We start from the raw sequence: 25,259 nt of genomic DNA on the forward strand, positions 1-25,259 counted from the left end.
GGCGCGCTCGCGGCTCAGCTGACGTTCGGCGCGAACCGGCGCTGTCCGGAGGTGATCAGCGGCTGCAGCACCGCGCGCGAGACCGGCTTGACCAGGTGATGGTCGAAGCCGGCCGCCCGCGAGCGGCGCCGATCTTCATCCTGGCCGTACCCGCTCAGGGCCACGAGGAGCGCCCGCTCCAGCTCGGGCTGCCGGCGGAGCTGCCTCGCGACCTCGTACCCGTCCATCCCAGGCAGCCCGATGTCCAGCAGCACGACGTCCGGCAGGAACGCCGGGGCCGCCTCGAGCGCCTCGGGGCCGCTCCGCGCCATGGCGACCTCGTGGCCCAGGGCCTGCAGCAGCATGACGAGGGACTCGGCCACGTCGGGGTTGTCCTCGACGACCAGGATGCGCCTCGGGCTCGCGGGGACCGGGCGCGCCTGCGGGAGCGCCGCGGAGGGCGTCTCCGCGCCCGCGGCGCCGGCGGCGAGGGCCTCCGCCGGCAGCCGCACGATGAACTCGCTCCCCTTCCCCGGCCCTTCGCTCACGGCGCGCACGGTCCCTCCGTGCATCTCGACCAGGCGGCGCACCAGCGTCAGGCCGAGGCCGAGCCCCCCCTGGGACCGGTCCAGCGCGCGGTCTCCCTGGGTGAACAGATCGAACAACTTCGGCAGGAGGTCCGGCGGGATGCCGTGTCCGGTGTCCCTGATCCGGACCTCGAGGCCGTCCCCCGTCCGTTCGCCCATCACCCAGATGCGGCCCCCTGGCTCCGTGTACTTGACCGCGTTGTGGAGGAGATTCGTGATCACCTGCGTCATCCGGGTCGCGTCCACCTGGAGGTGCACGGGCTTCATCGGGAGCGAGATCATCAGCTCGAGGTTGCGCGCCTCGACGAGCGGCCGGACGGTCTCCACGGCCTGGCCCACGATCGCGGCGAGCTCCGCCTTCTCCTTGTGGAGCTGGATCATGCCGCGCGTGATGCGCGAGACGTCGAGCAGGTCGTCGACGAGCCGCACGAGGTGCTCGACCTGGCGCTCGATGATGGCGTAGGCCCTCTCCAGGCGCTCGGCGTCGCACGGCTTCTGGCGCATCACCTCCAGGAGGCTGCGGACCGGGGCGAGCGGGTTGCGCAGCTCGTGCCCCAGCATCGCCAGGAACTCATCCTTCTGCCGGTCGGCCTCGGCGAGCTGCTCCGCTCGGTGCTGGAGCGCTTCTTCGAGGAGCCTTCGCTCGGTGATGTCGACGCACGCGCCCGTCATGGCGACGGGGCTCCCGCGCGCGTCGCGCAGGATCGTCCCCTGGTCGCGCAGCCAGCGGACGGAGCCGTCGGGCCCGACGACGCGGAACTCGACGGTCAGCTCCGTGCCGTCGCGGAGCGCGGCCTGGAAGGCGCCTCGCACGGCCGGCTGGTCGTCGGGATGGATGAGCTGGATGAAGTCCTCGAGGGTGCGCACCTCGCTGTCCGGCGCCGCGCCCATGAGGCGCTTCAGGCTCGCGTCCAGGGTCTCCCTGTCCTCGGCGATGTTCCAGAGCCAGGTGCCCATCTTGGCGGCGTCGAGCGCGACCCGCAGGCGTTGCTCGCTCTCGCGCAGCGCCAGGTCTGCCAGGTGGGGCTCCGTCCGATCCCGCACGACCTTCGCGAAGCCGCGCAGGTTGTTCGCCTCGTCCCTGAGCGGCGTCATGAGGCCGCTGCACCAGACGCGGCTGCCGTTCTTCCGGAGCTGCCAGCGCTCGTTGACCGCCCGGCCCCGCGCCAGGGCGGTCCTCATCTCGTCGGCGAGCACGCCGGCCCGGACGTCCTCGGGCGTGTAGATCAGCTCGAGCGACTTTCCGAGGATCTCCTCCTCGGTGAACCCGAGGACCTCGGCGGCTCCCCCGCCCCAGGCGATGACGTCGCCGGCCGGATCGGCGATGAGGATGGCGTAATCCTTCGTGTTTTCGACGAGCAGCTGATAGAGCTGACGCTGCCACGTGTCCTGTCGGGCTCTCTGTTCCTGGTCCATGGGGCGCACGCCTCACTTTCCGGCGACTCCTCGCTTCGCGGCCGAGCGGCGTGGCAGGAGGCTTCGATCGAGGTCCTCACGTCTGGCGCTGCGGTGACGCGCCCGGGGAGAAGCAACCCGCGAGCCACGCGGGTCCGGGGCGTCGTGCGCGCAGGGTGCGGCGCTCGGGCGTCCGCGGCTCGCGGGGCGCGGGGCGCGAGGCGCGAGGCGCGAGGCGCGAGGCGCGAGGCGCGAGGCGCGAGGCGCGAGGCGCGAGGCCGATCGAGCTGGCGCTGCGGGACGAGGTGGCCGCGCCGAGCTGCCCGGCGCTCCTCTCGACGTTGCGCAACATGGCTGTCGCGCGGTGGAGCTTTCATTGGCTCACGGCCGCTCGAGAGGGCCGAAATTCGAACCGCCACGGCGCCAAGATCTTGTGCTCTTCTTGGCGTCGCGCCCACACCGAGGAGAGGATCCATGAAAGACAGGACGATGGATGAGAGGACGTCTCCGAAGCACGCCTCGTCGGGCGAGCTTCACGCAGCGGCGCGCGGCGCGGCGCATCTCCACCTCATCGTCGGCCCGGTCGGCGCCGGCAAATCGACGTTCGCGCTCGAGCTCTGTCGAGCGCAGCGCGCCGTGCGGATGAACCTGGACGAGTGGATGGCGACGCTCTTCAGCCCGGATCGCCCGGATACGGGCGCGCTGGCGTGGTACATCGAGCGAACGGAGCGGTGCATCGATCAGATCTGGACGCTCACCGAGCGGATGCTCGACGTGGGCACCAGCGTGGTGCTCGAGATCGGCCTCATCCGCCGGGACGCCAGGGAGCGGTTCTACGAGCGCGTCGACGCCGGGGGAGTTGGCCTCACCATCTACGTGCTGGACGCGCCTCGCGCGCTGCGGCGCGAGCGGGTCGAGCGGCGCAATCGGGAGCAGGGAAACACCTTCTCGATGGTGGTTCCACCTCACTTCTTCGAGCTGGCCAGCGACAGGTGGGAGCCGCTCGACGATGCCGAGCGCGACGGACGCGACGTGCGGCTCATGTCCACCGCGGGCTGAGCGCGCCGCCGGCGAACGAGCCGCGATGGCCCGGCGGCGAGCGTGAGACGAGGCCTGTCGTCCGTCGCCGGGATCGGCCATCCTTCGCCGATGCAGCTGTGGCTCGCGTTCACCTCCCCGTTCGCCCGGAAGGTCCGCATCGCCGCCCACGAGCTGGACCTCGCCGGCGAGATCCAGCTGGTCGAGGCCGATCCGTGGACGGACCCGCGCCTGCGCGCGGTCAACCCCCTGGCCAAGGTGCCGACCCTGGTCCTCGACGACGGCGAGATCCTCTACGAGTCGTCCGCGATCTGCGATCACCTGGACGAGCGCGCCGGCGGCGGGCGCCTCCTTCCCCGCGCCGGCCGCGAGCGTCGCCGCGCCTTGCGGCTGCAGGGCCTGACCGACGGCGCGGCCACGGCCGCCGGGCGCCTGTTCGCCGCCGAGCGCCGCGCCGCGACGCAGCCGGACCCGATGACCCCGCGGTTCGAGCGAGCGATCGCCGCGTCGCTCGACGCGCTCGACACCGAGCCGCTGTCGACCGAGGCCTTCACGATGGCCGAGGTCGGCGCCGCGTGCCTGCTCGGCTACCTCGACTTCCGCTGGCCCGAGCGCGACTGGCGCCCCGGGCGCCCGGCCCTCTCGGCCTTCTGGGCCGCCGCGGCCCGCCGCCCCTCGATCGTCGAGACGGCGCACCGCCTGCCGACGGCCGCTCCCCGCCCCTGAGCGCGCCTCGCCTCGGCGCCGGGTCCGCGACCCTGACGCGCCGAGCAGGCCGGGCGGGCGCGTCCGGCGCTATCGCCGCAGCGTCTTGTAGAACATGTAGCCGAGGCCGAGCGTCAGCGCGACCAGCACGGCCCCGCCGACCGCGGCGAGCGGCAGGACCTTCGCTCGCGCTTGCCGCTGCATCTCGCCGACGCGGCTCACGAGGTGCTCGCGGACCGCGTCGGCCCGCTGCTCGAGGCGCTCGCGCTCCGGCGAGTCCTTCGCCTCCTTGTCCCTGACCGCGGGCCCTGCGGCGCCGCCGGCCGTCACGACGTGCTCCTCGCTGATCCGCTCGAGCTCGTCCAGGCTCGCGCGGACGCTCTCGCGGAGCTGGGCGGCGCGGTGTTCCAGGTCGTCGATGCCATCGGTGTTCGTGCTCATGCGATCTCTTCCTTCAGCAGGTTGGCCTGGGCCTGGGCGTGCTCCTTCGTGGCGTCGAGCGGCGGCTCCCGCGGGATGAGCCGGTATCCGACGAGCCCGGCGACCCCCGCCGTGACGAGCAGGACGCCCGCGATGACGAGGGCCGGCGCCGGCCCGCCCATCGCGAGCGCCGCCGCGACGAGGAGCATCGCCAGCGTCAGGATCGCGGCGGCGAAGGCCACGCCGAACGCGATGGCCGCGTTCTTGAACTTGGCGACGTCCCGCTTGGTCTCGTTCCTCGCGAGCGCGACCTCGATCCGGATCAGCTCCTGCGTGTCCTGGATGGCGTCCTTCACGAGCTCGACGAGCCCGCTCTCCTTGGGCTGATGGTTGTTCGCCATGGCTTCCTCGCGTGGGATGGGTCGCCCGGGGAACCCTCCATCCGGCGCTTCGCCGGCGGGCTCATCCGCTCGTCCGCATCGGTCAGCTCCGTCAACGGCCAGTCGTGGGAGGCGCCAATGCATCCATCGGACCAGGCAGAGAGTTGATGGGAGCGCGCCCCGCTGCGCGGACTGACAGGTCTTCCGCGTCGATGGCAGCGTCCTTTGCGCCACATGTGGCGAGCCTGCGCGTGCAGCGTAGGGCGCCTCGCCGTATCGCCGCGAGCGCCGCGCCGGCGGCCGGCGCTCCGCCGCGGCGCGGCAGGGCTCTCTGCGAGCGCTGGCTGGGCGCACGGGTGCGCTGCGTCGGAGGCTCGCCCCGGTCGCGGGCGACCCGACCCGATCGGGGCGGCGGCGTTCGGGTCCTCGTCGGCCGCTCTCGCCGCCGGCGGCGTCGCGGGGCGCTTGATGCTCGCGGCGCCGTCCACGCCTGGTGTAGATCCCTGTCCCCTTTTCAAGGAGACAACCATGAAGGCTCGGATGTGGCTGATGGCGCTCGCGATGCTCACGGCTGCTGGATGCGGGAGCGACGGCGCCGAGGCGGAGAGCGCTACGTGTACGGGCGCAGGGTGTGCGTGCAACGGGTTCGACTGTGACTGCGTGGCGGGCGCGGATTGCAAGACCGACTGCGGCTCGGAGGCGTGCGCGCTCGATTGCTCGATGGGCTCGAAGTGCAACGGCAGCAGCGAGGAGGCGCTCGTGCTCCAGTGCGTCGACACGAGCGAGTGCAAGGGCGACGGCGGCGACGGCAGCGTGCTCACGTGCACGCAGCAGTCGAAGTGCGATCTGAAGGCCGACGTTCGCTCCACGGCGATCTGCCGGGATCAGGCCGCGTGCAAGTTCGACATGGGCTCGGGCTCCATGATCTTTTGCGAGGGCGAGAGCAGCTGCGACCTCAAGTGCTTCGCGGATTGCACCGCGAGGTGCGCCGAGACGGCGACGTGCAAGGTGAGCTGCGGCGCTGACGGCTCACCCGGCGTGACGTGCCCAGACGGGCGCACGGTATGCGGCGCGGCGTGCTGAGGTGCGCGCGGCCGCTGGGCGCCGCCCGGCGGCGCAGCGCGCCGCGCCGCCGGGTGTCGTCGTCGGCGCCGCGCGGGCCGATCAGTACTCGGTGTTGTTCGACGTCGAGATCTTCGAGACGCCCATGAAGAGCTCCTTGCCGATGTCGCTGTAGCGGGTGTTCGTCATCGTCACGGAGCTGCTGCTGCTGTCGGTCCTGAAGATCGACTCCTTCATCTTCGAGATGTCGCACCGGTCGATCACGACGTCGACCTTGAAGGTGGTGCCGCCGTTCTGCCGGATGAACTTGCCGGCGTTCTCCGCCTTGAAGTTCGAGACCCGGAAGGTGCTGGCCGCGTTGATCTGGAACACCTTGTCCTCGCCGTTCTTCGCGGAGCCGCCGTTCAGGACCACGGTGCCGGACTCCTTGATCGTCATGGCGTCCTCGCCGATGTCCTCCCAGACGATGTTCTCGAGCGTGACGTTGCCGTAGGTGTGGATGCCGTCGGCGGCCGGCGCGCCGAGGACGACGTTCTTCAGCTTCGCGCCGTCCTCGAGCTTGAACACCGGCTTCTGCCCTTCCTTCTGGCTGCCGTCGCCGAGCTTGTCCTTGTCGGCGATGAAGCGCTTGCCGCCGCCGTCGAACGTCTCGCCTCTCTTCACGACGATGGTCGCGCTGACGACGCCGCCGCCCCCCGTCGTGGTGGAGCCGCCCGAGCCGCCGTCGTCCGAGCCGCCGCCGTCCACGGGCACGAGCTCGATGTAGTCGATCTTGAGGTCGTAGCCCGACGCGGACGAGTTCCTGCCCGTCACCTTGAAGGTGAACTCGACGTTCCCGGAGAGCGACTTCTCCGCGAGCTTCGCCGTCGTCCAGCTGTCGCCGGTGGCGGACGTATAGGCGTCGAAGGACTTCACCGAGGAGCCGTTCGCGAGCAGCTCGTACTTGCCGTACACGTTCCGCTTGGCGTACCGGAGGACGATCTCGTACTTGCCGGCCGCGACCGACGTGGAGAACTTGAAGGTGTCGCCGCTCTGGTTCGCGCGGAGCTTCACGTTGTCCGCGTTGTCCTCGATCCTGTCGCCCGAGGAGATGGCCCAGGACTGATCCTCCGCCTGGATCTTGACCGCGCTGAGCGCGTCGCTCATCGCGCCCATGTCCATCGCGTCCTCATCCGCCGCGATGCAGCCGACGAGACCGAGCGAGAGCAGCGAACCCAAAGCACCGATCCATTTCAAGCTCATGATGTCATCCCTCGTTGGTTGGCCGTCCGCGCGACCGAGCAAGTATGCAAGCCATCTCAGGAGATCTCGCCGCTCGACCGTCCGGAGCTCTGCGCCCCTCGCGTCGATGCGGCGCCCCGCCGCGCGCCTCGACAGGCCATCAAAGCAACGCTCGGGCCACGAAGCGGCTTTGCCCGAGGTCGTCCAAACGCACGCTATCCTTACATTTTTCCGCCGAAGGACCGCAGTCCGACGCAATCCGACCGTGCCGGCGGAAAGGCACACGCGTGGGCGTCGCGCGGGGTTGTCAACGACGTCAACCCGCGGTTGACGCCGGCGGCTCGAGCGCGGCGACATGGGATGACACGGTGGGAGCACCTCGCCCACGGCGCGGCTAGGGCGGCACCTGAATCGTGCTGTCCACGTTGATCTCAAGGCGCCACGGGGCCGCGGCGGCGGCGGGCTCGGCGCTCCTGCGCTTTTCCAGGACAGGCGGACCTGGTAGACACGGGGCGGGTCGATTCTTCTTCGCCGGACCGATGAGATCGACCCCCTGCGGGCGTCAGTAGCTTCGAACCTCCCCCACCGTGGAGACGATCATGTCAACGAACCGTTCCCGTATGCTCTTCGTCAACCTGCCCATCCGTGACCTGAAGCGGTCGGTCGAGTTCTTCACCAAGCTCGGCTTCTCGTTCAACCCGCAGTTCACCGACGACAAGGCGACCTGCATGATCGTCAGCGAGCAGGCGTTCGTGATGCTCCTCGTCGAGGAGCGCTTCAAGGACTTCACCAAGAAGCAGATCTGCGACACGGCCACGTCGACCGAGGGGATCTTCGCGCTGTCGGCGGGCAGCCGGGCCGAGGTCGACGAGCTGGTGAACACCGCGATCGCGTCCGGCGGGACGGAGGCGGGCGAGCCGTCCGACATGGGCTTCATGTACTTCCGTCGCTTCTACGATCTTGACGGCCACCACTGGGAGGTGGCGTACATGGAGCCGAACGCCGCCCCGCCGCACTAGCACCTGACCTCCAAGCTCACTGAAAGAACGCCGGGGAGCCCCAGTGAGCAAGATTTTGGAGATCCAGGCCGAGCCGCGCTGCCCGGTCTGCCGCATCCTGCAGGCCGAGCTGCTGTAGCGCAGCGCCGAGGCCCTCCTTCCCTGAACGCAGCGCTCGAAGGGCTCGCTCGAAGCCGGCATCAAAGCTTCCTCCGCGAAGGATCTCCCCGAGCAAGAGGGCACCCCAGATGGGCGTGAGGAGCCAATTCGTGTTCCACAGATGCGATATTACGCCCTGATGGGGCCCAGCGAGCCTCGGTCCGCCTCCCAGCTCTCCCGTACCTTCCAGGAAGGGCGCCATCCCGCCATGGCAAACGTTGATCACGAGAAGTCGCCTATCCTCTTCGGGAACCCTCCACTGGGTCAGGCTCGTGAAGGATATTTCACCTCCCGACTCGAGCGGAAGGCGAGAGGACGCAGGTCGCAGGCTGCTGAACTCTCCATGTCCTGTCAGCCATAGGACGTCGAACGCGCCGTCCTCGTAGACGGCCTGCAGGGAGCTGGGGCTGACCTCTGACGCGCCGTGGCAAACCACCTCCACCCCCGCATCCTTGAGCAGCGTCTCGAGCCAGGGAATCTCCATGCCTTCAGTTGTCGCGTCAGTAGCGACCACGGCGACGCGCCGCACCCGCCGATCGGGGCGCGGACGCCGAAGGCTCGTGGACCATGCGGGGATACTCTGTCCAAGAGCGGAGAGGACCGCCTGCACCGGGTGCGGCATGAACGGAATCATGGCGAACGCGGCGATCTTGGGCGAGCTGCTCCCCCCGAACGCCCCCGAGAGCATCGCGCGCAGGGCCGCCTCGTATTCCTGCGCTGCGTTTCCGGTGACCAGGTCAAGCCGGGAAGGATCGATGTCACTTGCATCAGGCGCTTCCAGGCTTTGCCTCACGACCAGGTTAATCGCGCGGAACGCGTTGACCACCCTCGTGGTCTCCTGAACTCCGGGTCCGGGGAGAGAATCGACACGATAGCTCGGACCAACGAGCAGCCCTCCCAGGCTTGTATGTGGGAACCAGACCGCGACACTCTCATCTAGGTCGTCCGATGCATTTCCGTTCCGCCACGCGCAAAGGATGCGTAACACGGCCACGTGATCCCCGCTGCGGGCCAGCGTCACGAGAACCGGATGCAGCACACGAAACAGGAATCCCATGTTCATGGCCGCGCTCTCCGCAGCCCCCCAGCTCGGATCCGCGTGCGCCGCCGAGATGGCATTGAGCAGAGATTCAACGTCTCCTCGTCCACGCAGGACGTCCTCTGCCGCAACCTGGAGCCGAGCGATACTCTGAGGATGATTCCTGATAGACGCGGCGTATGCTTCGCGATCGACGCCGACGAGCTGCCCGATGCGGCCCTGAAGCGCCAGCGCCACCTGCGCAGCCTCGGGCGAACCCGGTCTCAGGCGTCGTGAGTACACAAGCAGCGCGTCCCCGGCCGCCCTTTGCAGTCTTGGTTCAATCTGGTGGTCGAGCAGCCACTCGCACAGCTCGGCCGCAAACAGGGCGCCGACGTCAGGCCTGAGCGGCCCACGAAGGACCATCACGAAGAGCGGCAGCAAAGAGGGCAGGAATTCATTGAATGCGCCGGCTGCGCGAGATGTGTAGAGGGCAGCTCGACCCCATTCGGCCACGTCCGCGAAGAGCTCCTGAAGCGGCGCAATTTCGCTTGTGAAGAAGGCGTGGATGCGCTCTGGCTGCAGCGTGCCTTCCGGCAGTCCGCCTTCGGGGACAAACTTGATGTCCTCGGACAGTCCGACCACTATCCAGGCAAATGCGTCGGAAAACCTGCGCTGGTAGGCGGCCAGAGCGGCGGGCGTAATGGACGCGATGAACTTCAGATACCAGAAGGATAGCCGCTTTGCCTCATCTTGGGCGGCGAGCGCTCCATCGTGCGCTGCTTCCATGAGCGCAGAGGCGGTGCGGTGCAAGCTGGCTAGGGATTCTGGCCCGTCTTGAACCATGTCGAGAATGTCGCGCATAGCACATCTCAGGTTCGCGCGCTCCTCGGAACTGCATCCGGGCAAGTCTATCTCCGAAAGTCTCTCCTCGACTTCGGGTGCGACCAATGCCCCGATGAATGGCACCACATCGAGCAGCCTTACTCCCACGGGTTCAGGGTATCACCAGCAGGCGCCGCGATCGAGTCCGCCGCGGCACCGCGGGTGCGCGCGCCTCGAGCAGCGCCTTCCAGCCGCCGCCGCTCCGCGAGCCGCTCAGAGCGCCAGCTTCACCTCATGGCGGGCGAGCCAGTCGTTGAGCAGGAGGACCTGCTCCACGCTCGACCGGGAGACCTCGTCCGAGGGCCCTCCGGCGCTGCTCGACGCGGCGCGCGCCCGCGCCGCGTCGAGCAGCGGCAGCACCGGCGCGTCCTTCTGGGCGAGGAGCCGGCCGAGCTGGCCGCGGAGCGCCTGCGCGTACGCGGGATCCTGCGTCGCCGGATACGGGCTCTTGCGCCGCTCCAGCACCGAGCGCGGCAGGAGATCGTGGGACGCGGCGCGCAGCAAGCTCTTCTCGCGCCCGTCGAAGGTCTTCATCGACCAGGGCGTGTTGAACACGTACTCCACGAGCCGGTGGTCGCAGAACGGCACCCGGACCTCGAGCCCGGTCGCCATGCTCATGCGATCCTTCCGGTCGAGCAAGAGCTGCAAAAAGCGCGTCAGGTGCAGATAGCAGATCTCGCGCATGCGCCGCTCCTCCCCGTCCTCGCCCGGCAGGCGCGGGACCTCGGCGAGGGCCTCCGCGTAGCGCTCGGCGATGTAGCCCTGGACGTCGAGCCGCCCGAGGAGATCCGGGGCGAGCAGCGTCGCGACGGAGCTCGAGCTCCTCATCCGCGTGCGCATGGCGCTCCAGGGGAACGTCTCGGCCGCCACCGCCTCCGGGTCGTGGAACCAGAGATACCCGCCGAAGATCTCGTCGGCCGACTCGCCGGACAGGGCCACCGTGGAGCGCTCCCGGATGGCGCGGAAGAGCAGGTACAGCGAGGCATCCATGTCCCCGAAGCCGACCGGGATATCCCGGGCCCGGAGCACGATCGCGCGGACGGCGGGATCGGCGAGCTCGGCCGCGGAGAGCACGATGTCCGCGTGATCCGACCCGACGTGCCGCTGGACCTCCGCGACGTAGGGCGCGTCCGGCGTGCTCCGCAGCTCGTCCGCCTTGAAGTTCTCGGCCTGGCCCACGAAATCGACGGAGAAGGAGCGCACCGGCCCCGCGCCGGCCGCGCGCAGGGTCTTCTGGGCGAGCGAGGTGACGGCGCTGGAGTCCAGCCCTCCGGACAGCAGCGTGCACAGCGGCACGTCGGAGATGAGCTGGCGAGCGACGATGTCGTCGAGCAGCTCGCGGACGGTGCGGATCGTCGTCGGGAGATCGTCGGTGTGCGGCCTGGACTCGAGCGCCCAGTAGCGGCGCTCGGTGACGCCTCCCCTCCGGACGCGCACGACGTGGCCGGGGCGCACCTCGCGCATGTCGCGGAAGACGGCGAGCCCCGGCGTCTTGACGAAGGCGAAGAGCTCGCGCAAACCGGTCTCGTCCACGACCGGCGGGGCGAGCGGGTTCGCCAGGATGGCCTTGGGCTCCGAGCCGAAGAGCACGCCTGAGCCGGTCGGCCGGTAGAACAGCGGCTTGATGCCCATGCGGTCCCGGACGAGCAGGAGCTCTTCCTCGCGGGCGTCCCAGAGGGCGAAGGCATACATGCCGTTGAGGCGCTCGGGGAAGCTCGCGCCCCACTCGAGGTAGGCGCGGAGGACGACCTCGGTGTCGCTGCTCGTCCTGAATCGGTGTCCGAGGGCCTCGAGCTCGCCGCGCAGCTCGCGGAAGTTGTAGACCTCGCCGGTATAGGCGAGGACGGCGGCCGGCGCGCCGTCTTCCTCGGCGATCATCGGCTGGCGCCCGCCCTCGAGATCGATGATGGCGAGGCGGCGGTGCCCGAGGGCCGCGCGCGACGTGAGCCACAGCCCCTCGTCGTCCGGTCCGCGGTTCCTCATCGTCCTCGTCATCTTTTGCAGGACGTCGCGTTCCCGCGTCAGATCGCGGGCGTAATCCACCCATCCAGCAATGCCGCACATGGGATCATCGCCTCCTTCCAGCGCCGCCGCGCCACCTCCGGCGGGCCCTTCGGCTCGCCGCGGCTCTCGCGGGCGCTCGTTGTTCGGCGGCGAGCGTAGACAGCGCGGGCGCATCGCGCAACCAGCCTGGCCAGCGCGGCATTCGCCGATCTCGAAGGAGGGCGCGGAGATCCAGGAGTCGAAGGCGGCTGGCGGGAGCGCGGCGTCGCAGGAGAGCTCACGCCTCCGGTGGTGCGACCCACGCTCAAGCACGCTCGAGCGGCCCGTCCGCACGGCGCGCCGGCCGCGAGCGCGGCTCCGCCTGGGTCGAGCGGGGGCGCGCTCCGGCGCCCCACGCCGCGTCGCGACCGGCACGGTTGCTGCAGCCCGTCGCCGCGACCGAGGGCACGTGCGCTTCACGCACGCCGCCGCGCGCCGCCGGGAGAGCGGCCATCGATGATGGAACCCGATGACGAGAACGCCCCGATCGATGCGCCGGTGTCCTTCGGGTTCGAGAGCGACGCCGAGGCGGACGCCACGTGCCTCCTGATCACCTGGTTCGCCGTCGTGGAGTCGGCGGCGCTCGGGGTCCTGCCCGTCCTCCCGGCGCTCGATCTGGCGCGGGAGCGCGGCGACCTCGGCTATCTCGATTCGTTCTTTGCGCACGGCCTGAAGCACCTCCGGGACGAGCAGGCGCACGCGAACCTCTGGTGCGAGGCGCTCGTCGATTTCACCCGCGCCTACCCCGACGTCGTCGAGCGCGCGCGCCTCCCGGGGTGGCTCATGAAATCGATGCTCCGCAGGGTCGCCGTCCCGCACGACGTGCTCGAGTTCGCGGTCGACTGCCTCGCGTTCGAGGTGGTGATGAGCGCGTTTTACGAGATCGCCGCGCCGCGCCTCTCGTATCCTCCGCTCGGGCCGGTGTTCCGGCGCCTCGCCATCGACGAGCGCGCGCACACGGCCTATGACCGCGCCTACCTGGAAGGCTTCTTGTCCCGATCCCGCCTGCCAGCGTACCTCCGCGCGATCTCGCGCTACTGGTGGCACACGGCTGGCGTGCTCGCGACGGTGGTGCCGCTGCTCCGCGCGCTCGATCGCCACAGGCCCCTTCCTCGCGGCGCCTTCCGCCGGACGCTCGCCGCGCACCTTCGAGGGTCGGGGATGCCGGGCTGCCGCCGCCTCGCGCCCGCCCTGCTCGGGCAGCGAGCTGCTTAGTCCATGGGGTCGATCGTCGAGGCGGGATGGATCCATGGCACCTCGCCGCTCGACGGCGCGCCGCTGTCGTCCGTGCGGGTGACGGCCGCCGACGACATCGCCGGGGTGGTCCACGCCGCCCGGCGAGCGCAGGCCGCCTGGGCACGGCGGCCCGTCCCGGAGCGGGCGCGCGTGCTCGCCGAGGCCGGGCGGCGCCTCCTGGGGAGCGCCGACGAGATCGCGCAGGCGCTGCACCGGGAGCTGGGCAAGCCCATGGCGGACGCGTACGGGGTCGATCTCGGCTCGACGCCCGAGGTGTTTCGGTATTACACGACGCGCGGCGAGGCGCTCCTCGGGGACGAGGCGGTCGCCTTCAACCCGATCATGTTTCCGCGCAAGAGGGCGCGCGTCGAGCGCCTGCCGCACGGGGTGGTCGGCCTCATCACGCCCTGGAACTACCCGGTGTCCGTCGCGGTGCACAACCTCGTCCCGGCGCTCCTCGCGGGCAACGCGGTGGTGCTGAAGCCGTCCGAGCACGCCGCCCGGACCGGCGCCGCGCTCGCCGGCGCGCTCCGCGAGGCGCTGCCCGAGGCGCTGCTCGGCCTGGTGCAGGGCGGCGCCGAGGCGGGCGCGGCGCTCGTCGCCGAGGTCGATCTCGTCGTCTTCGTCGGCGGCGTCGCGGGGGGGCGGGCGGTGGCGCGCGCGGCCGCGGATCGCCTCATCCCCGCGCAGATCGAGCTCGGCGGGAAGGACGCGGCCATCGTGCTGCGCGACGCGGATCTCGAGCGCGCCGCGCACGGCGTCGCGTGGGCGGGCTTCGTCAACGCCGGCCAGAGCTGCGCGGGGATCGAGCGCGTGTTTGTCGAGGCGGAGGTGTTCGAGGCGTTCGTCGAGCGCCTCGTCGCCGTCGCGGAGCGGCTGCGCGCCGGCGACGACGGCGGCGCGCCGGGCACGGTGGAGATCGGCCCCATGGTCACCGAAGCGCAGATGGCGCGCGTCGAGGCGCACGTGCGCGCGGCGGTCGCGGCCGGCGCGCGGGTGCGCTGCGGCGGGGCGCGCCGGGGGAACTTCTATCTCCCGACGGTGCTCACGGGCGTCGACCCGTCGCTCGACCTCCTGCGCGAGGAGACCTTCGGGCCGGTGCTCCCCGTCATCGCCGTTCCGGACGCGGGCGCGGCGGTCCGCGCGGCCAACGAGAGCGTCTATGGCCTCACGGGGAGCGTGTGGACGCGAGACGTCGCGCGGGGCGAGGCGCTCGCCCGGGAGCTGCGGGTCGGGGTCGCCACGGTCAACAACCACATGTTCACCGGCGCGGCCCCGCAGGCCGTGTGGACGGGGCGCGGGCGCTCGGGCCACGGCGTGCAGAACGGCCCCGAGGCCCTGCGGGCGATGACGAGGCCGCGGCTCATCGCGGTGGACGAGAGCACCGCGTCGCGCGAGCTCTGGTGGTTCCCGTACGACCGCGCGTTCGTGGAGATGGCGCGGGGAATGGTGCGCTCGCTGGGCGCGGGCCCGGGGCTCGATCGGCTCTCGTCGATGGGCCGGATGGTGCGCGGCGCCGCTCGTCGGTGGATCGGGGCGCGCTCGGCGTCGCGCGCCCCGAATGCGTGAGGGCGAGAATCAGGCGGGGCCGGTCCTCGTCGGGAAGGTGGATAGGATAGATATCGCCGCTGGCTCGAACATCGCTCCTGAGGGGATGAGGGGGAGCGTCGCAGAGCCGCCCTTGACATCCTCGACTCATTTTGCTTTTTCCTTCCCCCTCGATGCGCATTGGCAAGCTCAATCCGTCCGACGTCCACAAGACTCCCGGCTATCACCACGTCACGATCGTCGAGGCTGGCCGGCTGGCCTTCCTCGCCGGCCAGTGCCCGCTCGATCCCGACGGCAACCTGGTCGGGGCGGGCGACCCCCTCGCGCAGGCCGACCAGGTGGCGGCGAACGCCCTGACCGTCCTGGCCGCGGTCGGGGCGCAGCCCGCCGACGTGGTGCGCTCGGTGATCTACGTGGTCAGCGACGACCGCGAGGTGCTGGGCGCTGTGTGGCAGCGACTCAACGACTCGGCGCTCGGCCCGGCCTTCGCCTCGGCCAGCACCCTGCTCGGGGTCGCTTCGCTCGGCTTCGCCGGTCAGCTGGTCGAGGTGGACCTGACCGCCGCCCTCCCCGGTTGATCTGCTTCCGCAGGGAGGCTCTCCTCGACGCGCACGCGGAACACGCTCGCATCGGGCCCTGCCGGGCTATCCGGAGGCGCGCCGGGCGCCGCCGGGCGATCTCGAGCGCGGGCGCGGGCCGCTCTTCGCCGCCCGCTTCGGCTTCGGCGCGTCCGCCCGCGGGCGGAGCTCCCCCCCTCCCCACGCCACCACCGCGTCGATGAAGGCGCGGAGCTGCGGCGGCATGAACTCCCGCTCCGCGTAGATCACCGCGAAGTGCGATTCCCCCTGGATCGCGCCTTTCAGCACGTGCACGAGCGCGCCGCTCTCGAGGTGCGCGCGCGCGAGCGGCTCCGGCAAGAGCGCGATGCCGAGGCCCTTGAGCGCGGCGTCGCAGAGCAGGTGCATGTCGTTCGTGAAGAGCGCCCCCTCGACCTGGAGCTTGCCGCCGGAGGACGGCCAGTGCGTCTGCGGCAGCTCCCCCCGGGCGAAGCCCATGAGGCAGCGGTGGCCCCGCAGATCGCGGCGCGTGCGCGGCGCGCCGCGGGCCTCGAGGTACGCGGGCGAGGCGACCGCGAGGAGCGGGTGGCGCATCAGCGTCCGGGCGACGAGGCCGGGCTCGAGCGCGGCGCTCGCGCGGAGCGCGACGTCGTAGCCGCCGCGCCGGAGATCGACGAGCTGCGTCGTGTTGTGGACGTGGAGGCGGACCTCGGGGTAGCGCCGCGCGAAATCGCAGAGCATCGCGCTGAAGCTCTCGTCCATCATCGGCGGCACCGACACGCGCAGCTCGCCGCGCACGGCGTCGTCGGCCTGGCGCACGCTCGCCTCGGCGTGGTGGACGGCGTCGAGGACGATGCGGGCGTGGCGGTAGAGCGCCTCGCCCGCGTCGGTGAGGGCGAGGCTGCGCGTGGTCCGGCGGAGCAAGCGCACCCCGAGCCGCTCCTCCAGCCGCGCGAGGCGGCGGCTGATGGTGGCGCGAGGGACGCCGAGCTCGGCGGCGGCGCGGGACAGGGATCGGGCCTCCACGGTCTTCGAGAAGGCGAGGAGCTCGGAGGTCTCGAGGGGTTCGTCCATCTGGATCAAATCCTGGCAGGTGCTTCCAACTGTTGATGCATTGTTACAGGCGCGTCCACGGCCCAGAATGCTCGCTCATGAACGACAAGGCACGCACCATCGGTTACTGGATCTCGACGAGTCTCCTCGGCCTCGCCTTCGCCACAGGCGGGCTCGCCGATCTCACTGGCTCCCCCCAGGTCCTCGAGGGCATGGCGCACCTCGGCTACCCGGCCTACTTCGCCACCATCCTCGGGGTCTGGAAGGTCCTCGGCGCCGTCGCCGTCCTCGCCCCGCGCTTCCCGCGCCTCAAGGAGTGGGCGTACGCCGGCATCTTCTTCGATCTCACCGGCGCCGCCGCCTCGCACGCCGCCGTGGGCGACGCCGCCGGCCAGGTGATGACGCCCCTCGTCCTCGTCGCCGTCGCCGCCGCCTCCTGGGCGCTGCGCCCCGAGAGCCGCAGGCTCGCGAGCGCCCCGAAGCGCGAGGCCGGGACCCGCGTCGGCGAGCCCGCGCTCGCGACCTGACGCGGGATCTCACGGAACGACTCGCCCCAACTCACCCATGTACTATGGAGCAAGCCTCATGAGCGACCAACTCCTCCAGCAGATCCTCCTCGAAGCCCGCACCCACAACGGCTGGCTCGCCGAGACCATCGACGACGCGACCCTGCGCCGCCTCTACGAGGCCCTGCGCCTCGGGCCGACCGCGGCCAACACCGTGCCGGCGCGGATCGTCTTCGTGAAGAGCCCCGAGGCCAAGGAGCGCCTGCGCCCCTGCCTCTCGCCGGGCAACGTCGAGAAGACCATGAGCGCGCCCGTCACCGCGATCATCGCCTACGACACGCGCTTTCACGAGAAGATGCCGAAGCTCTTCCCGGCGCGCCCGACGATGGGCGAGGCCCTCGCCGGGATGCCGCCGGAGCAGCGCGACTTCTTCCTCCTGCAGAACGCCTCGCTCCAGGCCGGCTACCTGATCCTCGCGGCCCGCGCGCTCGGGCTCGATTGCGGGCCGATGGCCGGCTTCGACCGGGAGAAGGTCGACGCGGCGTTCTTCGCCGACGTGCCGTGGAAATCGATCCTCCTCATCAACCTGGGCCACGGCGACCCGGAGAAGCTCTACCCGCGCAACCCCCGCCTCGATTTCGACGAGGCTTGCCGCATCGCGTAGCGATCGGCGCGGAATCGGCCGGCGCGGCTTGCAAGGCGAGGCCGCTCGGGGGCAGCATCGGGCGCATGGAACCTATCGAGTTCGTCGACGTCGCGACCGCGAAGGCGGCCCGCGGCGTCCGCATGGTCGCGTCGGGGATGGTGCCGAGCCCCTGGTCGGAGGCCGCGAAGGGGCTGTTCCGGCTCCAGGGCGTGCCGGTGCGCGTGGTGCGGTTCTCGCGGGAAGACGCGGACCTCGCGGCGTGGATGCGCGCCGACAACGTGCCCGTCGTCTTCCACGACGACGAGCCCCCGCGCGTCCACTGGGCCGCGATCACGACCCTCGCCGCCCGCCTCGGCCCGCCGGGCGCCCTGCTCCCCGACGACCTCGATCACCGCACCCGCACCGTCGGCCTGCTCCACGAGATCGCGGGTGAGGACGGCCTCGGCTGGAACGCGCGCCTCCTCATGATCCACGCCTCGATGACGAGCGAGGGCAAGCGCGGCTTTCCGCCGCCGGTCGCGCGCTACCTCGCGGCGCGCTACGGCTACTCCCCGGCGTTCGACCTCGACCGCGTGCGCGCCCGCATCGTCACCGCGCTCTCCGCCCTCGCCGCCCGGCTCGACGGAGGCCGCGACTACCTCGACGGTGACCGCCCGAACGCGCTCGACGTCTACGCCGCCACCTTCCTGACCCCGCTCTGCCCGATCCCGGAGAGCGACTGTCCCCGTCTTCAGCCGTTGCTCCGCCAGGCCTTCGGGACCGCGCGCGAGGAGCTCGGCGACGCGGTGCCGCGCGCGCTCGTCGAGCACCGGAGCCGGATGTACGAGCGCCACCTGGGCTGGCCGATCGAGCTCTGACGGCGTGGGGACCCCGCCCAGGGGTCGGGGCTGCTACCTTCTTGACATGGCTCGGCACGAGAGCTCAGGACACGAGGGCGAGGCGCGGCAGAAGCTCCGGACCAGCCGGCAGGTGTACGACCAGATCCGCTGGGACCCGCGGCTCGACCCGGCCGCGTTCGTCATCGGCTACGAGACCCGCGCGTCGGGGACCGAGGAGATCGGCCTCCCGAGCTTCGACCCGGAGGGCGACATCCCCTGGCATCGAATCCAGTACATCCGCCGGGGCACGACCACCGTCTGGGACCGCCGCCGGCGCGTGGACCTGCTCGAAGGCCAGCGCAGCGCGCCCGCGGCGCCGGCGCCGGCGCGGAGCGGGCTCGACGCCCGGCCCGTCCACCGCAGCGCCCTCGCGCTGATCCCGCCCCGGGAAGCGTGGGCGCCGATCGAGGCGATCCGCCAGGCGCACGACAGGCACGTGCAGCGGTGGATGCCGCACATCAACCTGCTTTACGGGTTCTTGCCGGAGGCCGCCTTCGCCGAGGCGAGGAGCGCCATCGCCGCGGCGCTGCGCGACGTCGCGCCCTTCGAGGTGACCCTCGACGACGTGCGGCGCTTCCAGCACCGCGCCGGCGCCACGGTGTGGCTCCACCCGCGCTCCGAGCCGCCCGGCGCGCTGGAGGCCCTGCAGGCCAGGCTGGAAGCCCTCTTCCCCCAGTGCAGCGAGCAGAGCACGGTCTCCGCCGGCGGCTTCACCCCGCACCTCTCCATCGCGCAGCTCCGCGGCGGCGAGGACGGCGAGGCGCTCGTGGCCGAGTGGCGGCGCATCCTGCCGATCACCTTCCAGGCCCGCGCGATCCACCTGATCAGCCGCCGTGGCGACGAGGCGTTCGCGATCCGCCACGCCATCCCGCTCGGCGCGCCGTCTTCCGAAGAAGGAGATCGGTAAAGCGCGCGTCAGCCCCCGCCCTTCGGCGCCTCCGGGGGGTGGACGCGGGTCCACCTCTCGCCGTCGAACCGCGCGATGTCCGTGGGGCCGACGCACCAGAGGACGCCGCCGGCCTGCTCGATCGTGTGGATGTAGCGCAGCTCCTGCTCGAGGCCGGTGCGCACCCGCAGGGCGCGCCGGCGCTCGAGGTCGTAGCGGAAGAGACCGAAGTTCGACCCGAGATAGAGGGTCTCCTGGTACATGGCGACGGCGTGGAAGAGGTGCGGGCTCCTCTCCCGCGACACGCTCCGGAAGCCGTCGCGGTGATTGCCGACGAGCAGCGCTCCCTCGTGCCCGCACACCCAGATGCGCTGCGCGCTCTCGACGTGAACCGCGTTGAGCCCGCCGACCGGCGGCACCGCGAGGCGGCGCCACCGCGGGCCGCCCAGGTGAAACAGGCTCCCTTCGAGCCCGCGCGGGCCGAGCTGCTGGGCGGCCAGGTAGAGGTCGTCCTCCGCCGGTCCCTGGAGGTCGACGGGCCTCACGAGGTCCTGGAAGTCCACGCCGGGCGGCGCCTGGAGGAGACCCGCGTCCGCGTGCGCCCAGCGGCCGGGGCCGAGCCTCCGGTACACCTGCCCCGCGCTCCCGCAGGCGAACAGGCGGTCGCCGACGCGGCGCAGCGCCGTGAGGAAGCCGTATCCCTTCGACGTCGGCCGGCGGAGCCCGGCCTCCGGGATCGGCTCGATCACCGCGCCCCGCGCAGACCGGAGCTCGACCTCGCCGTCCAGGGAGAGCGCGCACAGCGCGAGATCTTCCCCGGGGGCGGCCTGCTTCTCCAGCCCGACCGTGAAGAAGCCGACGTCGTGCGCCGTCCACGGCGGGGCGCCGCCCTCGTCGTACAGGAAGAGCCTTGTATGCGGGGTATAATCCCCCGGCGCGGCGAAGGTCGCCGAGAGATAGACGCTGGACGCGCTCAGGGCGAGCGCGCCCGTGATCGTCATCGGGGTGTCGCCGGGATCGTCCGGCGTCGCTCGGGGATCCTCGCCGATCGGGCTCATCTGATCTTCACTCGCTGGGTGGTGTCGATCCCCTGGAATGCCCTGCTCACCTCGCGGATGATCTGGGCAGTGCACTCCGGCTTGTACGCGACCGTGACGCGCAGCGACGATCCGATCACCTCGGAGAGCGGGAGGGTGCCGTCGGTCGACTCGCCGGCCGCGACCTTGTTGCTGAGGATCCTGTTCAGGTCCGCGTGAATCGCGTTGTGCAGCGTGCCCTTGACGAAGGCGTTCCCGGGGATGCAGATGGCGGCGCCGTCGTCCTCGGAGAGGATCCGGTACGAGGCGCCGTTGCGCGTGCCCGATCGCACGAACTCGTCAGGGACGATGTGGTGCGACTGGGAGCCCTCGCCCGGCAGCAGCTTGCAGATCTTCTTGAGATCGCCGTGCCGCCCCACGAGGCACGGCGGGCGCCTGACCTGAACGTTGCTGTCCAGCCTCGGGGCCGCGCGGAGGTCGAGGCCCATGTCCAGGCCGAGAAAGGGCGTGCGCATCGGCCGGTGAGCCGGGTCGGTGAGCGCGTCCTGGGTGAGGGCATGGGTCCGCGAGATGCCGATCAGGCCGATTCCGCCGGCGAGCCCCCCCCAGACCCCCGCGCCGACGGCCGCTCCGCCGGCCGCCGGGCCGAGGGTGGACAAGGCGCCCGGCGCCGCCTTCGTGGCGGCCTCCGCCGCGGCTCTCCTGGCGGCCTCCGCCGCGAGCTGCCTGGCGAGCTCCTCGTCGAGCAGCGCCACCTGCGTCACCTCTCTCTGTGTCGTGTAGACGCGCCCGAGCGCGTTGGCGGGCGGGTTGCCGTCGCCGGGCGTCTCGCCTCGAACGGAGGTGTCGATCTGCGCGCTGGGCGGGAGGGCCATGGCGTCAGGCCTTCACGTTCATCCAGCAGCGATCGCCCCGGCGCACGATGCGCCGGCCGTCGGCGCGGACGTTCTTCGACGCCTCGTGCGCCCACACCTTGCCCAGGTTCACGCCCGATTTGACGCCACCGCCGGTGCCGGGCTCGTCGCCCTGGACGGTCGGCGCCAGGCTGTGATCGTAGACGTAGGTGGGTTTGCCGTTGAGGTTCACGCCCTCGATGCACTTCGTGCTGCCGTTGAAGCTGGCGTAGAGCATGTACGGGACCGGCACCATCGCGCCGCCCACCGGCGTCAAGCACACGTCCGGGGCGACGGTCACCGCGTAAAAGCTGCTGTCCTTTCGAGCGCCGATAGGCATGTTCTCTCTCCGTGCCCCGATCAGGCCGCACCCGCCTGCTGCATGTACCCGAGCGAAAGGAGGGTCACGCCCTCGACCTCGAGCGACGCCGGGATGCGCGCGCGCCACACGAGCGACAGGCGCATCTGATCGAGGTCAATGATGACCGTGTCGATCGGCACGGCGGCGAAGCTCACCGCGTCGCCCTTGCCGGTGAGCCGGACGACCACGGCGGCCTCGGGCACCTGGAAGCGGCAGGCCGTGCCCGCGGCCTCGGGCGCCGCGCCCGGCGCGCTCGGCGGCAGCAGGTTCCACAGCTCGGCGAGCTCACCGCCAAGCAGGTAATCGCATTGCATGTCGGGGTGCGCGCCGTTCCAGTAGGCCATATCGAAATCGGGCGGCATGTAGGGCCAGCGCTCGGCGAGCCAGCGATCGTCGAAGGTGCCTGCCAGCTTCAGCCGCGGCTGCCATGGCTTGGCGATGACGCCGAATCCGCGCGGCGACAGCTCCGGCGCCTCGCCGGCGCGCACCTCGCCCGCCACCATCCGCGCGAAGATCTCCGCGGTGATGAGGGCGCCGGGCGCCTCGATCCGCGGGGCCGGCCAGCGCTTCACCTCCGCCGCGTCGGCGTACCAGCGCTCGAGGAAGCCGACGCCGAACGGATTGTGCGCGCAGGTCGCGTGCGCCACCGGGGCGGCGTCCGCCTCCGGGTGCGCCCGGCGCGCCTCCTCGCTCAGCCGGTGCGCGCCGTCGAGCCGCTTCGCCGCCTCGTCCCCGGCGTACACCTTGAGCTGGCCGCCGAAGGCGTGCTCGTAGCGCAGCGGCAGGGCCACGAAGGGCTCCGGCTCCGTCAGCGCCCAGCCATCGTCCTTGCGCTCGAACGCCCGCGCCCCGTGGACGACCAGGCGGTGATCCAGCAGCGTGCCGGCCTCCGCGAGGTTGGGGATCGCGGCCAGGCGCCGGATGCGGACGCGCACGTCCACGCGCGCCGCCGCCTCGCCGGCCGGCGCGTGCGCGGCGCCGATCACGATGACGTCGCACCGCGGCTTGCTCTGCGCGAGATCGCTCTCGACTTTGACGCTGCTGCGGTTGATTTCGCCGTGATATGCATCCGAGAGCACGAGCTCGCCATCGCAGATGGCGGCAACGTGGGTGATCCGCGCGCCGTCGCTCTCGCCCGCGCCCGGCGCGGCGCGCAGCTCGTAGCTGCCCCGCGCGACGACGACATGCGATTCGTCGCCCCGAGCGTCGACGATGTCGTACTCCAGCACGGGAAACGGAGTGCGGTTGTCGAGCTCCATCGGGGCGGCGGCAGGATACCCGACCGCGTCGGCGCGGAGCAAGGCCGCTCGCCGCCGTCCCCGCCGGGCTCGTCCCCCGCAGGCTGTGGCGTGAAGGCGGCCCTTCGATGCATCGAACAATTTTCGATAGAGCGTCGCTTTCCAGGAGGGAGGCGGATCGCGCAACACGGACGCGTGCGGCGCTCGACGCATTCCTATCGGGGTGCTGCGGTATCGCGAATCCCGCGACCCCGCGTTGCTGCGCGTTCCAGGTGAACCACACGTTCTCGCTCGCCCGAACCCGAGCTGCCCGCGCCGCGCGAAGCCCATGGGCGTGGTTGACGTCGCCGACGCGCCGTGCCACTTTCGCCAGTGTCCCGCAGGACCCGCCGTGTCAGCGCTCGTCCGGGGCTCGACCCGCTCGTGAGGGCGGAGGGCGAGCGCACCCTGAGCGTCGGCGTGAAGGCGCTGCGGAGCGTGCTCGGGGCCGCGGAGGCTGCCGGGATCGACGCGGGCGCGCTCGCCCGAGCGCACGGGCTCGCGCCGGAGGAGCTGCGCAACCCCGACTTCCGGCTCTCCTATCGCCGGTGGATCGCGCTCTGGGACGATGTCGTCGAGACGGCCGGCGATCCGGGCGTCGGGCTCCGCGCCGCGGAAGCACTCTCGATCGGCCACTGGGATGTGATGGACTATGTCGTCGCGTCGAGCGACACGGTGGGCGACGCATTCCAGAGGTTCTCGCGGCACTTCGCCGTCATCAGCACGGCCGTGCGGCATGTCCTCCAGGTCGATCACGAGGAGGCCCGGCTCGTTCGGGAGCACGTACCGGGCGCGGCCCCGCACCGGGTCGCGACCGAGTTCGGCTTCGCGAACATCGTCCTGCGCTTCCGCATGCTCGCCGCGGCGCCCTGGTCTCCTTCCCTGATCCAATTCCGTCATCCGCGCTGCGTCGAGCTCGAAAGGTACGCCCGCATCTTCTCATGCCCGATTCGATTTCGAGCGCCCGGCGACGCGATCGTCCTCCCGCGCGCGGCGCTCGCGACGCCGATGAAAGGGGCCGCCCCCGAGCTCTGCGCCGTCCTCGATCGCCACGCCGCCCTCGTGGTGCAAAAGCTCCCACCCGCCCAGGCGAGCCTCGTCGAGCGCGCGAGGCACGCGCTCGCCCTCGAGCTGCACGGCGGTGCTCCCACGCTGGCGAGGGTGGCGAAGCGCCTCGGGCTGAGCGCGCGAACGCTCCAACGACGCCTCTCGGCGGACGGCTTCCCCTTCCGAGAGCTCCTCGAGGAGACCCGCGAAGAGCTCGCGCTCCGCTATCTGGAGGATCCCGCCATCGGCCTCGCGGAGATCGGCGCGCTGGTGGGCTTCTCCGACGTGAGCGCGTTCTACAAGGCTTTCCGGCGGTGGACGGGGAGCACGCCCGGCCAGCTCCGCGAGCGTTCCGTGACGTAGCCGAAGGCACCGCCGGACAATCGATTGGCGTGGCGGCACAATGCCGAGGGCGGCCCGGGCTCGTACGCTTCGGCCATGCGCTCCCTCGCCCGCCGCTGTTGTCTCGCGTGCGTCATGCTCGCCTCGGGTTGTCTGGATCCAGACGAGCCTGGGAATCTCGTCCCGAAGACGGTCGCGGAGGACGACACGCTACCTCGCTTCACCCTCCGCGACGGCGCTCGCATTCACCTTCGCACGCAGGGCGACCCGAAGAACCCGACCCTCATCACGCTGCACGGCGGCCCCGGCGGCGACATGCGCGGCATGCTCGGGCTCGGCGCGCTCTCCGAGCGGTACTTCGTCGTCCACTGGGATCAGCGAGGCACCGGTCTCTCGGAGCGCGTCCCCTCCTCGGACTTCACCGTCGAGACCTACGCGGACGATCTCCACGAGCTCGTCCAGCACTTCTCCCCCGACGCGCCGGTCACGCTGTTCGGGCATTCGTGGGGCGCCATGTACGCGGCGCTCTACATCCAGAGGCACCCCGACCGGGTCGGGGAGGCCGCCCTCAGCGAGCCGGGCTTCCTGAACGCGGCGATCGCGAACGAGACCGAGCTCTTCACGTTCGACCTGAGCGCCGAGGGGCTGAACGATCTAGGTTGGTCGGAGTGGGCCATGAGCCCCGACGGAGACGCGCGCGCGGACTTCCTCCTCTCCTTGGGACAAGGCTGGTCTCAGCCAGGTTATTACGAAGACCCGGACGCCCCCGACAACGTCAAGGCCTTCCGCCTGGGCGCGCGCGCGATGCGGGACCTGCAGAGCTCGGCGAAGACGGATGGAGCGTGGAATTTCGATTTCTCTTCCGGCCTCGATCGCTTTTGCAAGCCGGTGACCCTGATAGGGACGACGATCAACAGCGTCATTGGGTTCGAGCACCAAGAGCGCCGCCACGCCCCTCTCTTCTGCGACGTCGAGCTCGTCCGCGTCGAAGGCGAAGATCACGGCTGGGTGAACCGACACCCCGATCGTGTCATCGATGTCCTTCGCGCCCACCTCGGCGCCTACAAGGAGGCTCAATGAGAGCCGTCGCCCTCGCCGCGGC

At 71.1% G+C, this 25,259-nt stretch carries 24 protein-coding genes and 1 pseudogene; 13 read left to right on the plus strand and 12 right to left on the minus strand.

Translation table 11 applies throughout. The features are described from left to right. Window positions 1-14 precede the first annotated feature (14 nt). On the minus strand, window positions 15-1,982 hold the full coding sequence (locus WME83_RS30110; protein ID WP_437313150.1) for a hybrid sensor histidine kinase/response regulator: 1,968 nt from the start codon (window positions 1,980-1,982) through the stop codon (window positions 15-17). Window positions 1,983-2,435: 453 nt separating this feature from the next. On the opposite strand from WME83_RS30110, the gene WME83_RS30115 reads away from it, so the two are divergent. After that, window positions 2,436-3,020 carry an AAA family ATPase gene (locus tag WME83_RS30115; RefSeq protein WP_437313151.1) on the plus strand — a complete coding sequence of 195 codons (585 nt, stop codon included), beginning with the start codon at window positions 2,436-2,438 and terminating at the stop codon, window positions 3,018-3,020. Between the two features lie 42 nt (window positions 3,021-3,062). After that, complete coding sequence (locus tag WME83_RS30120; protein ID WP_437313152.1) at window positions 3,063-3,725, plus strand: glutathione S-transferase family protein; 663 nt, start codon at window positions 3,063-3,065, stop codon at window positions 3,723-3,725. A gap of 69 nt (window positions 3,726-3,794) precedes the next feature. Here WME83_RS30120 and WME83_RS30125 read toward each other — a convergent pair whose 3' ends face one another. Further along, on the minus strand, window positions 3,795-4,145 hold the full coding sequence (locus WME83_RS30125) for a hypothetical protein (RefSeq protein WP_437313153.1): 351 nt from the start codon (window positions 4,143-4,145) through the stop codon (window positions 3,795-3,797). Next, window positions 4,142-4,525, minus strand: a complete 384-nt coding sequence (locus WME83_RS30130) for a phage holin family protein (RefSeq protein WP_437313154.1) — start codon at window positions 4,523-4,525, stop codon at window positions 4,142-4,144. Before WME83_RS30130 ends, WME83_RS30125 begins: the two co-directional genes overlap by 4 nt. 507 nt (window positions 4,526-5,032) lie before the next feature. Here WME83_RS30130 and WME83_RS30135 point away from each other — a divergent pair. Continuing rightward, window positions 5,033-5,587 (plus strand): hypothetical protein, encoded by a 555-nt coding sequence (locus tag WME83_RS30135; RefSeq protein WP_437313155.1) that lies wholly within the window; start codon window positions 5,033-5,035, stop codon window positions 5,585-5,587. An 81-nt stretch (window positions 5,588-5,668) separates the two neighbouring features. On the opposite strand, the gene WME83_RS30140 is transcribed toward WME83_RS30135, so the two are convergent. After that, complete coding sequence (locus WME83_RS30140; protein ID WP_437322063.1) at window positions 5,669-6,313, minus strand: pectate lyase; 645 nt, start codon at window positions 6,311-6,313, stop codon at window positions 5,669-5,671. Window positions 6,314-6,319: 6 nt separating this feature from the next. Continuing rightward, window positions 6,320-7,144, minus strand: a pseudogene (locus WME83_RS30145) (hypothetical protein); the annotation flags it as partial. A gap of 242 nt (window positions 7,145-7,386) precedes the next feature. Between WME83_RS30145 and WME83_RS30150 the strand changes: the two are divergent. After that, the gene (locus WME83_RS30150; RefSeq protein WP_437313156.1) at window positions 7,387-7,806 is read left to right on the plus strand and encodes a VOC family protein; all 420 of its coding nucleotides are present in this window, start codon (window positions 7,387-7,389) and stop codon (window positions 7,804-7,806) included. 16 nt (window positions 7,807-7,822) lie between these two features. Here WME83_RS30150 and WME83_RS30155 read toward each other — a convergent pair whose 3' ends face one another. Next, window positions 7,823-9,826: a hypothetical protein gene (locus WME83_RS30155; protein ID WP_437313157.1), complete on the minus strand. Its 2,004-nt coding sequence runs from the start codon at window positions 9,824-9,826 to the stop codon at window positions 7,823-7,825. Window positions 9,827-10,060: 234 nt separating this feature from the next. Beyond that, a complete protein-coding gene (asnB, locus tag WME83_RS30160) occupies window positions 10,061-11,911 on the minus strand; it encodes an asparagine synthase (glutamine-hydrolyzing) (protein ID WP_437313158.1) in 1,851 nt (616 codons plus the stop codon). 435 nt (window positions 11,912-12,346) lie between these two features. On the opposite strand from asnB, the gene WME83_RS30165 reads away from it, so the two are divergent. From WME83_RS30165 to WME83_RS30175, 3 genes are all read left to right on the plus strand, one after another. Continuing rightward, window positions 12,347-13,105, plus strand: coding sequence for a hypothetical protein (locus WME83_RS30165; protein ID WP_437313159.1), 759 nt, complete (start codon window positions 12,347-12,349; stop codon window positions 13,103-13,105). A 3-nt stretch (window positions 13,106-13,108) separates the two neighbouring features. Then, complete coding sequence (locus tag WME83_RS30170) at window positions 13,109-14,695, plus strand: aldehyde dehydrogenase family protein (RefSeq protein WP_437313160.1); 1,587 nt, start codon at window positions 13,109-13,111, stop codon at window positions 14,693-14,695. A gap of 152 nt (window positions 14,696-14,847) precedes the next feature. Beyond that, a complete protein-coding gene (locus tag WME83_RS30175; protein ID WP_437313161.1) occupies window positions 14,848-15,252 on the plus strand; it encodes a RidA family protein in 405 nt (134 codons plus the stop codon). Window positions 15,253-15,318: 66 nt separating this feature from the next. On the opposite strand, the gene WME83_RS30180 is transcribed toward WME83_RS30175, so the two are convergent. After that, window positions 15,319-16,305: a LysR family transcriptional regulator gene (locus WME83_RS30180; RefSeq protein ID WP_437313162.1), complete on the minus strand. Its 987-nt coding sequence runs from the start codon at window positions 16,303-16,305 to the stop codon at window positions 15,319-15,321. 77 nt (window positions 16,306-16,382) lie between these two features. On the opposite strand from WME83_RS30180, the gene WME83_RS30185 reads away from it, so the two are divergent. From WME83_RS30185 to WME83_RS30200, 4 genes are all read left to right on the plus strand, one after another. After that, a complete protein-coding gene (locus tag WME83_RS30185) occupies window positions 16,383-16,811 on the plus strand; it encodes a DoxX family protein (RefSeq protein WP_437313163.1) in 429 nt (142 codons plus the stop codon). 58 nt (window positions 16,812-16,869) lie between these two features. Beyond that, window positions 16,870-17,454 carry a malonic semialdehyde reductase gene (locus WME83_RS30190; RefSeq protein WP_437313164.1) on the plus strand — a complete coding sequence of 195 codons (585 nt, stop codon included), beginning with the start codon at window positions 16,870-16,872 and terminating at the stop codon, window positions 17,452-17,454. A gap of 65 nt (window positions 17,455-17,519) precedes the next feature. Next, window positions 17,520-18,293, plus strand: a complete 774-nt coding sequence (locus tag WME83_RS30195) for a glutathione S-transferase family protein (RefSeq protein ID WP_437313165.1) — start codon at window positions 17,520-17,522, stop codon at window positions 18,291-18,293. Window positions 18,294-18,339: 46 nt separating this feature from the next. After that, entirely contained in the window at window positions 18,340-19,221 is an 882-nt protein-coding gene (locus WME83_RS30200; protein WP_437313166.1) for an RNA repair domain-containing protein, read from the plus strand. Window positions 19,222-19,229: 8 nt separating this feature from the next. Here WME83_RS30200 and WME83_RS30205 read toward each other — a convergent pair whose 3' ends face one another. From WME83_RS30205 to WME83_RS30220, 4 genes are read right to left on the minus strand one after another with little or no spacing between them, the layout of a single operon-like run. Further along, on the minus strand, window positions 19,230-20,258 hold the full coding sequence (locus WME83_RS30205; RefSeq protein WP_437313167.1) for a hypothetical protein: 1,029 nt from the start codon (window positions 20,256-20,258) through the stop codon (window positions 19,230-19,232). After that, window positions 20,255-21,112, minus strand: coding sequence for a hypothetical protein (locus tag WME83_RS30210; protein WP_437313168.1), 858 nt, complete (start codon window positions 21,110-21,112; stop codon window positions 20,255-20,257). The genes WME83_RS30205 and WME83_RS30210 overlap by 4 nt, the downstream gene beginning before the upstream one ends. 4 nt (window positions 21,113-21,116) lie before the next feature. Beyond that, complete coding sequence (locus WME83_RS30215) at window positions 21,117-21,470, minus strand: DUF4150 domain-containing protein (protein ID WP_437313169.1); 354 nt, start codon at window positions 21,468-21,470, stop codon at window positions 21,117-21,119. Window positions 21,471-21,490: 20 nt separating this feature from the next. After that, entirely contained in the window at window positions 21,491-22,792 is a 1,302-nt protein-coding gene (locus tag WME83_RS30220; protein ID WP_437313170.1) for a DUF2169 family type VI secretion system accessory protein, read from the minus strand. 360 nt (window positions 22,793-23,152) lie between these two features. Between WME83_RS30220 and WME83_RS30225 the strand changes: the two genes are divergently transcribed. Together WME83_RS30225 and WME83_RS30230 are read left to right on the plus strand one after the other, a co-directional pair. Then, window positions 23,153-24,178: an AraC family transcriptional regulator gene (locus WME83_RS30225; RefSeq protein ID WP_437313171.1), complete on the plus strand. Its 1,026-nt coding sequence runs from the start codon at window positions 23,153-23,155 to the stop codon at window positions 24,176-24,178. Between the two features lie 75 nt (window positions 24,179-24,253). Continuing rightward, the gene (locus WME83_RS30230) at window positions 24,254-25,237 is read left to right on the plus strand and encodes an alpha/beta fold hydrolase (RefSeq protein WP_437313172.1); all 984 of its coding nucleotides are present in this window, start codon (window positions 24,254-24,256) and stop codon (window positions 25,235-25,237) included. Window positions 25,238-25,259: the final 22 nt, after the last annotated feature.

Origin of the sequence: Sorangium sp. So ce385, assembly GCF_051474135.1 — a bacterium.
GTDB lineage: Bacteria > Myxococcota_A > Polyangia > Polyangiales > Polyangiaceae > Sorangium > Sorangium cellulosum_D.